General features: G+C 74.2%; 10 protein-coding genes. 6 read left to right on the top strand and 4 right to left on the bottom strand.

Going from position 1 to position 11,287, the window contains the following annotated elements:
- Positions 1–405 precede the first annotated feature (405 nt).
- Positions 406–2,355, bottom strand: coding sequence for a helicase-associated domain-containing protein (locus C8E97_RS27485; protein ID WP_121008303.1), 1,950 nt, complete (start codon positions 2,353–2,355; stop codon positions 406–408).
- A gap of 92 nt (positions 2,356–2,447) precedes the next feature.
- Between C8E97_RS27485 and C8E97_RS27480 the strand changes: the two genes are divergently transcribed.
- Positions 2,448–3,101, top strand: coding sequence for a DUF2461 domain-containing protein (locus tag C8E97_RS27480; RefSeq protein WP_121008302.1), 654 nt, complete (start codon positions 2,448–2,450; stop codon positions 3,099–3,101).
- Positions 3,102–3,511: 410 nt separating this feature from the next.
- On the opposite strand, the gene C8E97_RS27475 is transcribed toward C8E97_RS27480, so the two are convergent.
- Positions 3,512–3,829, bottom strand: a complete 318-nt coding sequence (locus tag C8E97_RS27475; protein WP_246019210.1) for a VanZ family protein — start codon at positions 3,827–3,829, stop codon at positions 3,512–3,514.
- A 106-nt stretch (positions 3,830–3,935) separates the two neighbouring features.
- Between C8E97_RS27475 and pyk the strand changes: the two genes are divergently transcribed.
- Genes pyk through C8E97_RS27460 form a run of 3 tightly spaced genes read left to right on the top strand, consistent with a single transcriptional unit; the run spans position 3,936 to position 6,907 of the window.
- Entirely contained in the window at positions 3,936–5,360 is a 1,425-nt protein-coding gene (pyk, locus tag C8E97_RS27470) for a pyruvate kinase (protein ID WP_121008301.1), read from the top strand.
- Between the two features lie 9 nt (positions 5,361–5,369).
- Complete coding sequence (gene tesB, locus C8E97_RS27465) at positions 5,370–6,296, top strand: acyl-CoA thioesterase II (RefSeq protein WP_170212006.1); 927 nt, start codon at positions 5,370–5,372, stop codon at positions 6,294–6,296.
- Between the two features lie 50 nt (positions 6,297–6,346).
- A complete protein-coding gene (locus tag C8E97_RS27460) occupies positions 6,347–6,907 on the top strand; it encodes a Uma2 family endonuclease (protein WP_170212005.1) in 561 nt (186 codons plus the stop codon).
- Between the two features lie 48 nt (positions 6,908–6,955).
- On the opposite strand, the gene C8E97_RS27455 is transcribed toward C8E97_RS27460, so the two are convergent.
- Positions 6,956–8,383 (bottom strand): pyridoxal phosphate-dependent decarboxylase family protein, encoded by a 1,428-nt coding sequence (locus tag C8E97_RS27455; RefSeq protein WP_121008299.1) that lies wholly within the window; start codon positions 8,381–8,383, stop codon positions 6,956–6,958.
- A gap of 28 nt (positions 8,384–8,411) precedes the next feature.
- A complete protein-coding gene (locus C8E97_RS27450; protein ID WP_121008298.1) occupies positions 8,412–8,921 on the bottom strand; it encodes an Lrp/AsnC family transcriptional regulator in 510 nt (169 codons plus the stop codon).
- A 59-nt stretch (positions 8,922–8,980) separates the two neighbouring features.
- On the opposite strand from C8E97_RS27450, the gene C8E97_RS27445 reads away from it, so the two are divergent.
- Positions 8,981–9,577, top strand: a complete 597-nt coding sequence (locus C8E97_RS27445; RefSeq protein ID WP_121008297.1) for a LysE family translocator — start codon at positions 8,981–8,983, stop codon at positions 9,575–9,577.
- A 262-nt stretch (positions 9,578–9,839) separates the two neighbouring features.
- Complete coding sequence (gene gndA / locus C8E97_RS27440) at positions 9,840–11,279, top strand: NADP-dependent phosphogluconate dehydrogenase (RefSeq protein WP_121008296.1); 1,440 nt, start codon at positions 9,840–9,842, stop codon at positions 11,277–11,279.
- Positions 11,280–11,287 lie beyond the last annotated feature (8 nt).

The raw sequence follows: 11,287 nt of genomic DNA, 5'->3' as shown, positions 1-11,287 counted from the left end.
CGCGCAGGCGGGGGTTGTGGTTCGCCACGTCCGGCAGGCGGTGGAGGTGCGTCCACTCGTCCGGCCCGGCCTGGCCCAGCACGTCGGCCGGCCGGCGCGCCTCGGCCACCACGTCCCCCGCCGGCGGCGCCGGGTCGTGGTCGCGGTGGTCGGCCAGGTCGCGCAGCTCTCGGTCGGGCAGCGGGCCGGCGGCCCTCGTGCGGACGATCCCCGCCACCCGGCGCAAACCCCGCCGCGGTGTGCCGGAGCAGTTGGCCGACCGTCCACTCCGGACAGGTCGGCACGGCCCACCCCGGCCCGACGCCCTCGACGTGCAGCCGCGTCAGCTGGGCTCGGGTGACGACCTCGGCCCGGTAGTGGTCGAAGTCCAGGGGCATCGGCCCGTCATGGCCGACGGCCCGGCGCTCAGGTGGCCACCGCCCGCACCGAGCGGATGTGGCAGACCAGGAACTCGCGGGACCGGCCGAGCGGGTCGTTCGCGGTCAGGCTGCCCGACTCGTGGTCGACCGGCGTGATCACGTGCCGGATCGTGGTGCGCGGCCCGTCCGCCACGTCGATCTCCACCGACGTCCGCGTCACCAGCGCCTCGGCCAGCAACACGACTTCGGAGTCGCGCAGCACCAGCGACTGGTCGCGCAGCAGCCGCACCGCGCTCATCCGCCGCGACTCCGCGCGCGGCGCCACGGACCTCGGCCGCGGCCGTCCGCGCTCCACCAGCGCCACGGCGAGCTTCGCCACCTCCTGCTCGGTCAGCGAGGGCCGCCACGGCCGCCACGCGGGCACCTTGCGCACCGGCTCGACGCGCCGGCGCGACACCCGCGGCACCGCGGCGCCGCCGTCGACCGTCGCCGCGGTGGGCGCGTACCCGGCCTCCCGGAGCAGCGCGAGGGTCTCGTCCGCCGGCCGCGCCGACGCCAGCACGGTCGGCCCGAGCGGCTGGAGGCGCAGCCGCGCCAGCGACCGGTGGCGCACGATCTCGGTGAGCAGGCGCGGGTCGTCGGCCCGCACGCAGCACGCCACCGCCGTGACGCTGAGCCGCCCGTGCCGCCGGGCCACCTCGTGCACCAGCTCCGCCAAGGCCCGCGGCACGCCCCGCTCGGCGACCTCCGCCAGCCGCGCCAACACCTGCTCGGGGGTGTGCCCGGCGTCCAGCGCCCGCCGCACGCTCGTGGCGCTGAACCGCCACCCGCCCTCCGCCGGGTCGGCCGCGAGGTCCAGCGCCGCGCCCAGCGCCCGGCTCGGCAGGCCCTCGACCACGGCCGTCAGGTCCGGCGTCAGGTGGGCCCGGTCCGCGGCCGTCGGCACGAACGCGCCCGCCACCGCGCGCGCGTCGCCGTCCAGCGCGGCCCTGCCCAGCGCGGTCAACGCACCCAGGGCCACCAGGCCGACCGCCTCCGCCTCCATCAGCGCCGCCTCCGCGCCGGACGCGTCGTGCACCGCCGGCCGCGACCACACCAGGTCGGCCACCACCTCGTGCCGGTGCTCGAACGCCTCGTCGTCGGCCAGCGCCGCGTACCGCGCGAGCAGCCCCGCCCTGGCCGCGTCGCCGCGGTCGGCCGGGTGGGCGGTCAGCGCGGCCCGGTGCCGCGCCGGCGGCCACGCCATGCGCGGCCACGCGGTCGCCAGCGCCGCCAGCCGGTCCGCGGGCGACGCGCCGAGCCAGTCGTCCGACCCGGTCGTCGGCAGCACCCGCCGGTCGTCGTCGGCGACGGCCAGCAGCCGCGCCTCGACCGCCAGCTCCAGCCACAGCCTGGCCCGCGGCTCGTCGGTGCGCAGGACGCCCGCGAGCCGGCGCAGCTCCCGGACGCCCACGCCGCCACGCGCGGTGATGACATCGTTGTCACACAGCTCCACCAGGCGGGTAACGCCGTCCACGGTGGACGTCGCGGGCGCGATCGCCGCGCGGTCCGCGTAGTCCCGGCGCTGCGCCACCCGGCGCGGCGCGCGCGGCGCGGGCGTGATGCGCCGCGGCGGGTCGCCGTCCGACGGCCGCAGCCCCGCCGCCGCGCACAGCCGCCCGCCCGCCGGCCACACCAGGGCGTGCGCCCGCAGCCGCGCCAGGGTCCGCTTCAGCTCGGCCCGCGTCGCCTTCCCGTGGCACCGCAGGCGCTCGGCGACGGTCTCCGGGCTCGCGTCCGCGCCGAGCAGCAGCACCGCGTCCAGGACGTCCCGGCACGCCCGGTCCAGGCCGTCCACCGCGAGCCGCACCGACGACGGCGCGCTCAGCTCCTCGGCCAACCCGTGCAGCGAGTGGGGATGGGCGTCCGCCGCGTCCTTGCGCAGCGCGAGGATCGCCCGGATTTCCGCAGCGTCGAGTTCGTGCAGCCAACTGGCCAGCGCCGATTTCCTGCCCACCCGGCTGATTATGCACACGCCGTGACGGGCCGGTTATTCCCCGCGATAGAGCGTACGAATGGGCGGCGGACGGGCGAACGTAAGCTGTTCCCGTGGAATTCACCGGCTTCGGCGAGTACGCCATCGACTTCTTCGACGGGCTGGAGGCCGACAACTCGAAGACCTACTGGGAGAGCCACAAGCAGACCTACCTGTCCGACGTGCGCGCGCCGATGGAGGCCCTGCTGGCGGTGCTGGAACCGGAGTTCGGCAAGGGCAAGGTGTTCCGGCCGTACCGGGACGTGCGGTTCAGCAAGGACAAGACGCCGTACAAGAACCACTGCGGCGGCGTGGTGGAACTCGGGCGGGGCGGCGGCGCGCACTACGTGCAGATCGGCCCGGAGGGGCTGTTCGTGGGCGGCGGGTCGTTCGCGATGGCGTCCGACCAGGTCGCCCGCTACCGCGAGTCGGTCGCGGACGAGGTGCGCGGCCGGGCGCTGGAACAGGTCCTCGACCGGCTCACCCGCGACGGGTGGGAGGTGCGCGGCGACCGGCTCAAGCGCGCGCCGCGCGGGGTCGACCCCGACCACCCGCGGATCGACCTGCTCAAGCACAAGCGGCTCTACGCGGCGAAGGTGTGGCCGCCCGACGACGTGCTGCACGAGCCGGGGTGCCTCGACCGGGTGCGGGACGGGTGGCGGGCGCTGAACCCGCTCGTCGACTGGTGCGCCGATCACATCGGGCTGACGGAGGTCGGGTTCCGCTGAGCCGCCGGGCCCGCGCGACCCGCCGCGCCGGTCATGGGTCCGGCTGGTGCGGCGGGTCGCGGGGGCCGGCCCATGCGGTGGGCCGCGGTGGTCGTGCCGCGGTGGTCGTGCCGCGGCGGTCGGGCCGCAGCGGTCGGGTCTCGGGCCGGTGCGACGGTGGGCCGTAGTGGTCGGGCCTCCGGCCGGTGCCGTGGTGGGCCGTGGTGGTGGGCGGCGGTGGGGGGTCCTGCGGTGGATCGCGGGGTGATGTCGTTTTTTCTGATGTCAGTGACTGACATCAGAGCGGTTCGGTGTTCCGGCGACGTGGTGCGAGCGGTGCGGTGGAGGGGTGGGCGGGGACGGAGTGGTGGGGCGGGCCGGTGCGGGCGGGGTCCGGTGCGGATGGGGCCGGTGCGGGTGGGGCCGGCCCGTCAGGAGACCGGTCGCCGGTCGAGCGCGAGTCGCGCCACCAGCCAGCCCAGGGCTATCCCCGCCACGTCGACCAGGCCGTCCACCACGTCACCGCCGCGCCCGAGGGCCACGACGAGCCCCTGCACCACCTCGGACCCGACCGCGTACGCCACCAGGCCCGCGAGCAGCGGCCGGTGCGGCAGGCGCGCGTAGCGGCCGGTCGCCGCCAGCAGCGCGAACAGCACGAGGTGCACCACCTTGTCGGTGCCCGGCGGCGAGTCCGGCACACCTGACTGCGGCATGAACAGCACGATGACGCTGAGCGACACCGCGGTCACGAATGGAAGGATTCTGCGACTCACAAGACGGATTCTCCCTGGTTCGGACAGATTACTTCCCGGTACAACCTGATCGGTCCAGTGAAGGGGACTAGGCTGACCCAACGTGAGTCGACGCGCGAAGATCGTCTGTACGCTGGGCCCCGCCACCGCGACCGAGGAGAAGGTCAACGAGCTGGTGGCGGCCGGCATGGACGTGGCCAGGATGAACTTCAGCCACGGCAGCCATGCCGACCACAAGCAGGTCTACAACCTCGTGCGCGCGGCGTCGGACCGCACCGGTCGCGCGGTGGGCGTCCTCGCGGACCTCCAGGGTCCCAAGATCCGCCTCGGCCGGTTCGCCCACGGCCCCGTCGAGTGGCGCACCGGCGACGTCGTCCGGGTGACCGTCGAGGACGTCGAGGGCACGCACGACCGGGTGTCCACCACGTACAAGGAACTCGCCAAGGACGCCAAGGTCGGCGACCGGCTGCTGGTCGACGACGGCAAGGTCGGCCTCGTCGTCACCGACATCGAGGGCCCCGACGTGGTGTGCGAGGTCACCGAGGGCGGCCCGGTCAGCAACAACAAGGGCCTCTCGCTGCCCGGCATGGACGTGTCCGTGCCCGCGCTGTCCGAGAAGGACATCGAGGACCTGGAGTTCGCGCTCAACCTGGGCGTCGACTTCATCGCCCTGTCCTTCGTGCGCTCGCCCGCCGACATCGACCTCGTGCACCAGGTGATGGACCGCGTCGGCCACGGCCGCCGCCCGGTCGTCGCCAAGATCGAGAAGCCCGAGGCGGTCGACAACCTGGAAGCGATCGTGCTCGCGTTCGACGGCGTCATGGTCGCCCGCGGCGACCTGGGCGTCGAGCTGCCGCTGGAGCACGTGCCGCTGGTGCAGAAGCGCGCGATCCAGATCGCCCGCGAGAACGCCAAGCCGGTGATCGTGGCCACCCAGATGCTCGACTCCATGATCACCAACTCGCGGCCGACCCGCGCCGAGACCTCCGACGTCGCCAACGCCGTGCTGGACGGCGCGGACGCGCTGATGCTGTCCGGCGAGACGTCCGTCGGCCGGTACGCCATCGAGTCGGTCAAGACGATGGGCCGGATCATCGAGGCGGTGGAGACCGAGTCCACGCAGGTCCCGCCGCTCACGCACGTCCCGCGCACCAAGCGCGGCGTCATCTCCTACGCGGCGCGCGACATCGGCGAGCGGCTGAACGCCAAGGCGCTGGTCGCGTTCACCCAGTCCGGCGACACGGTGCGCCGGCTGGCCCGGCTGCACACGCACCTGCCGCTGCTGGCGTTCACGCCGGAGCAGAGCGTCCGCAGTCAGCTTGCTCTCACGTGGGGCACCGAGACGTTCCTGGTGCCTAAGGTGGACTCGACGGACGAGATGGTCCGCCAGGTGGACTCGTCGATGCTGCACATCGGCCGGTACCAGCCGGGCGACCTGGTCGTCGTCGTGGCGGGCTCCCCGCCCGGCACCATCGGCTCCACCAACCTCATCCGGGTCCACCGGCTCGGTGAGGACGACCACGCATAGGGGACAGAAGTGACCGAGGCCGCCCGCGCCGCAGCCGCCGCCGGCTACGCCGACCTGCCGCTGGACACCGACGGCGTGCCGCACGGGCAGCCGGTGCTCGACCGCCTCGTCGCGCTGCTGGACCTCGAACGCATCGAGGAGAACATCTTCCGCGGGGTGTCGCCCGCCGAGTCGCCCGTGCGGGTGTTCGGCGGGCAGGTCGCGGGGCAGGCCCTGGTGGCCGCAGGCCGGACCGTCCCGCCGGAGCGGCGCGTCCACTCGCTGCACTCGTACTTCATCCGGGGCGGCGACCCGACCGTGCCGATCGTGTACGAGGTGGACCGCGTCCGGGACGGGCGGTCGTTCACGACCCGGCGCGTGGTGGCCGTGCAGCACGGCAAGGCCATCTTCACGCTGTCCGCGTCGTTCCAGCTGGACGAGCCGGGCATGGAGCACTTCGAGCCCATGCCGTCGGTGCCCGCGCCGGACTCGCTGCCGACCTACGCCGAGGCGGCCACCGGGTACCTGGAGAAGGTCGGGATGGCGCGGCTGCCGCGGCCGATCGACATCCGGTACGTGACCCGGCCGCCGTGGCGGGCGCGGGAGGACGGTCCGGGCGAGGCGCGCAGCCAGGTGTGGATGCGGGCGGACGGCAAGCTGCCCGACGACGACATGCTGCACGTGTGCGTGCTGGCGTACGCGTCGGACATGACGCTGCTCGACTCGGTGCTCGTGCGGCACGGCGTGTACTGGGGCACGGACAAGGTGCTGGGCGCGAGCCTGGACCACGCGATGTGGTTCCACCGGCGGTTCCGGGCCGACGAGTGGTTCCTGTACGACTGCGAGTCGCCGTCGGCGTCGGGGGCGCGCGGCCTGGCGACGGGCCGGTTCTACGCGCAGGACGGCCGCCTGGTGGCGACCGTGGTGCAGGAGGGCCTGCTCCGCGTCGTGTCGTGACCCGGCTACGCTGTGCGGTCGTCGGCGGCGCGTCGAGGGAAGGCGGGACGGTGGGCGGTCTGTCCTGGCCCGACCACCTGCTTGCGCTGGAGGAGTGGGACGCGCTCCCCGAGATCGAGTCGCACCACGTGGAACTGGTCGAGGGCGTGCTGGTGGCGGCGCCCAAACCGACGCCGAAGCACCAGGTCGCGATGATGCGCCTGGGCACCCTGCTCGATGACCGGCTGCCGGTCGACGTGGTCGCGGTGCCCGGCGTCGAGGTCCTGGTCGACCCGGTGCCGCCGATCACGGTGCGTGCACCGGACATGGTGGTCGTGCCGACCGGACGCGCGCGGGAGTACCCGACGCGGTACGACGCGGAGGACATCCTGGTGGCGGTCGAGATCGTGTCGCCGGGGACCGGTCGGACGGATCGCGTCACCAAGCTCTTCGAGTACGCCGACGCGGGCATCCCGCACTACTGGCTGCTCGACCTGGACGACCCGGTCACGCTGACCGCGTTCACCCTGGTGGACGGGGACTACGAGCACGTGGCGGGCGGTACCGGGAAGGTCGAGTTGCCCAGCCCCTTCCCGGTCGTGCTCGACCTCCCGGCCCTGCTGACCCGCTAGGCCGCCGCGCCGCCCGACCGTCCCGCTTGGACCGCCGCGCCGTCCCGCTCAGACCGCCGCGCCGCCCGGCCGGGTCGCTTCGCCGTCCCGCTCGCCCGCCGCCCGCAGCGCGTCCCACATCGCGCGCACGTGGTGCTCCCGCGTCGCCTCCGCCCCGATGGCGACCCGGATCGCCAGGCGGCCGTTGACGACCGTGTGCGTCAGGAACGCGGTCCCCTCGGCGTTGACGGCGTCCAGCGCACGCCGGGTGGCGGCGTCGCCGTCCCGGTGCGCGATGGTCACCAGGGACAGCGAGCGCGGCGCGACGAGGTCCCACCGCTCGTCCGCCGCCACCCACGACTCCAGCAGCCCGGCCAGCTCCACGTGCCCCCGCAGGTGCGCCCGGATGCCCTCCAGGCCGTACCAGCGCAGCACCGACCACAGCTTCAGCGCCCGGAACCGGCGGCCCAGCGGGATCTGCCAGTCCCGGTAGTCCACGACCGCCCCGGACTCGGTCGCGCTGTTGCGCAGGTACTCGGGCAGGATCGTCAGCGCGTCCACCAGCACGTCCGGGTGCGCGGTCCAGAACAGGGACAGGTCGAACGCCGTCAGCATCCACTTGTGGGCGTTGGCGCAGAACGAGTCCGCCAGCTCCAGCCCGTCGAACAGGTGCCGGTGCTCCGGGCACAGCGCCGCCGGGCCGGCCCACGCCGCGTCCACGTGCAGCCAGATCCCGTGCCGCGCGCAGACCTCCGCGACGGCCCGGATCGGGTCGACCGCGCCGGTCCCGGTCGTGCCGACGGTCGCGCACACCAGCACCGGCGTCCGGCCGTTGTCCACATCGGACTGGACCTGCCCGGCCAGCTCGGCCGCGTCCATCGACTGGTCGCCGGGCGAGACCGCGATGGCGCGCACCGACTCCGCGCCAAGGCCGGCCATCCGCGCGGCCCGCTCGACCGACGAGTGCGTCTGCGACGACACGTAGACCGTCTCGCCACCGTCCACACCGGACTGACGCCACTTGTCGGACTTCCGGTGCAGCGCCGCGAGCACCGCGACCAGGGCCGCGCTCGACGCCGTGTCCTGGATGACGCCGCCGCCCCGGAACGACTCGGGCAGCCCCATCGCGCCGACCAGCTCGTCCAGCAGGTGCTGCTCGACCTCCGTGCACGCGGGCGAGGTCGACCACAGCATCCCCTGCACGCCGAGGCCCGACGACAGGAGGTCGCCCAGCACGGACGGCAGCGAGGCGTTGGACGGGAAGTACGCGTAGAAGCCGGGGTGCTGCCAGTGCGTGGTGCCCGGCACGACGACCCGGTCCAGGTCGGCGAGCAGGCCGTCGAACCCCTCGCCGCGCTCGGGCAGCGGCGCGAGCCGCGACCGCACCCAGCCGGGCTCGACGCGGGACCGCACGGGCAGGTCGGCGAGGCGTTCGCGGTAGTCGGCGATCCAGTCGATCACCTCGTGGCCGATCCGGCGGAACTCGTCAGGCTGCATGTCCCGCACGGTAACCGGGCGCGGCGCGCTACGGCACCCGCCGCCTGCGGTGCGTGGGCCTGCGCCCTTCGGGCGGGGTCAGGGCCCGCGTCTCGACCCGTTCCAGGACGACCGAGCTGGTCAGGTTCCGCACCTCGGTCCGCGAGGCGATCTTGTCCATCAGGAACGACTGGAGGTGCGTGCTGTCGGCCACCGCGATGTGCACGAGGAAGTCGGCCTGGCCGCTCACGTGGAACAGCGACCTGGTCTCGGGCTGGGCCATCAGGAACGCCCGGAACGCCGCCACCACCGGCCGGGTGTGCGGTCGGACGTTCACCGACACGACCGCCTCCAGCGGCAGGCCCGTCAGCCGGGGGTCGACCACGGCGTGGAACCCGGTGATCACCCCCAGCTCACGCAGTCGCCGCACCCGGTGCAGGCAGGTCGACGGGGCGAGCCCCACCCGGTCGGCCAGGGTCCGGTTCGGCAGGGTGGCGTCGTTCTGCAACTCCTCCAGAATCCGCCAGTCGACCGAATCCAGTTCGGCTGCTTCCTCCACAACCGAACATCCTATCGGGACGCTGGTGTTGGGCCGAACGTCCGACCGACCATTCGGCCGTGCACATCGCCTGGACCTCCTTCCTGCTGGCGCTGGTGGTGATCACCATCGTCCCCGGCCCCGACTTCGTCCTGGTCACCGGTAACGCCGTGCGCGGCGTGCGGCTGGGCGCGCTGACCGCCCTCGGTGTGATGAGCGGCCTGCTGGTGCACGCCGTGCTCGCCACGCTCGGGCTGTCGGCCCTGGTCGCGGCCGCCCCGGCGGCCCTGTGGGCGGTGAAGGCGATCGGGGCGGCCTACCTGCTGTACCTGGGCGTCATGACGTTGCGCGCCCGCAAGACCGCCGTCGCGCCCGCGCCGCCGTCGGAGAAGTCGGTGTTCCTGCGCGGGATGCTCTGCGACCTGCTCAACCCCAAGGTGATGCTGACGTTCCTGAGCCTGATCCCGCAGGCGATGGACCCGCACGCGCCGCCGCTGCCGCAGGCGGCGCTGCTGTCGGCGGTGACCGTGGGGGTGTTCGCGCTGTTCTGGGCGCTCGTGGTGCCCACCGCGGGCCGCCTGGCCCGGCTGCTCACGCGGCCGAGGGTGGGTCCGGTGTTCGAGCGCGTCTGCGGCGCGGCGCTGATCGGCATGGCGGCGTCGGTGCTGGCGGCCTGACCGGCGGCCCCGGCAGGGGCCGGCGTGGCGGTGTCGGTGGCCGGCCCGGCGCGATCGGTGGGGCGCGGTCGGTGTGGCGCGGTCGGTGTGGCCGGTGGGGCGCGGTCGGTGGGGCCGGTGTGGCGGCGGCCCGGCCGGGTGCGGCCCTGCCCGGCGACGGTGCGCGCGGTCCGGGCGGCGTCCCGCCGGCCACCGCGGGCACGCCCTGGATGAGGGGTGGCGCACACTGCGCGCGGCCGTGGAACTGGGGCACGCTGGGTGGATGACCACCTCCGAGGCACCCGCGCGGATCGCCGTCACCGGGCTCGCCGTCATGGGCAGCAACCTGGCGCGCAACCTCGCCCGGCACGGCTTCCGCGTCGCCGTCCACAACCGCACACCCGCCCGCACGCGGGCCCTGATCGAGGCACACGGCCACGAGGGCGACTTCGCGCCGGCCGACACGCTCGAAGAGCTGGTCGCGAGCCTCCAGACCCCGCGCCAGATCATCGTCATGGTCAAGGCGGGCGCGCCGACCGACGCCGTCATCGACGAGCTGGTCCCGCTGCTGGAGCCCGGCGACATGGTGATCGACGGCGGCAACGCCCACTACGCCGACACCCGCCGCCGCGAGGCCGCCCTGCGCGAGGCCGGGCTGCACTTCGTCGGCGCGGGCATCTCCGGCGGCGAGGAGGGCGCGCTCAACGGCCCGTCGATCATGCCCGGCGGCTCCGCCGAGTCCTACCGGCACGTCGGCCCCGTCCTGGAGGCCATCGCGGCGAAGGTCGACGACGTCCCGTGCTGCGTGCACGTCGGCCCGGACGGCGCGGGGCACTTCGTCAAGATGGTGCACAACGGCATCGAGTACGCCGACATGCAGCTCATCGCGGAGGCGTACGACCTGCTGCGCCGCGTCGGCGGCCGGACGCCCGCGGAGGTCGCCGAGGTGTTCCGGGGCTGGAACAGCGGCGACCTGGAGTCGTACCTGGTGGAGATCACCGCCGAGGTGCTCGGCCACACCGACGCCGAGAGCGGCGCGGCGCTGGTCGACGTGATCGCGGACGAGGCCGAGCAGAAGGGCACCGGCCGCTGGACGGTGCAGGAGGCGCTGGAGCTGGGCGTGCCCGTCACCGGCATCGCGGAGGCGGTGTTCGCGCGGTCGCTGTCCGGCCGGGTCGAGCAGCGCGCGGCCGTGCGGGAGGCGTTCGGGGCGTCGGAGGTGGTGGCACGGCCGGACGAGTCGCTGGTGGAGGACGTGCGGCAGGCGCTGTACGCGTCGAAGGTCGTCGCGTACGCGCAGGGCTTCGACCAGATGCGCGCGGCGAGCGCCGAGTACGGCTGGGACCTCGACCTGGGCGCGATGGCGACCATCTGGCGCGGCGGCTGCATCATCCGGGCCCGGTTCCTGGACCGCATCCGCGAGGCGTACGACAAGCGGCCCGAACTGGCGTCGCTGCTGGTCGACGACTACTTCCGGGACGCCGTGCGGAACGCCGAGGCGGCGTGGCGGCGGGTGGTGGCCAAGGCCGTGGCGGCGGGTGTGCCCGCGCCGGGGTTCGTGTCCGCGCTGGCGTACTACGACGGGCTGCGCTCCGAGCGGCTGCCCGCGTCGCTGGTGCAGGGGCTGCGCGACTTCTTCGGCGCGCACACCTACCGGCGCACCGACCGGACCGGCAGTTTTCACACTCTCTGGTCAGGTGACCGGTCCCAAGTGGACGCCTGACCCGACCG

It is taken from the genome of Saccharothrix australiensis, from assembly GCF_003634935.1.
Lineage (GTDB): Bacteria > Actinomycetota > Actinomycetes > Mycobacteriales > Pseudonocardiaceae > Actinosynnema > Actinosynnema australiense.
The sequence above is the reverse complement of the archived record's forward strand: the minus strand, read 5'-3'. Positions and strand labels throughout refer to the sequence as shown.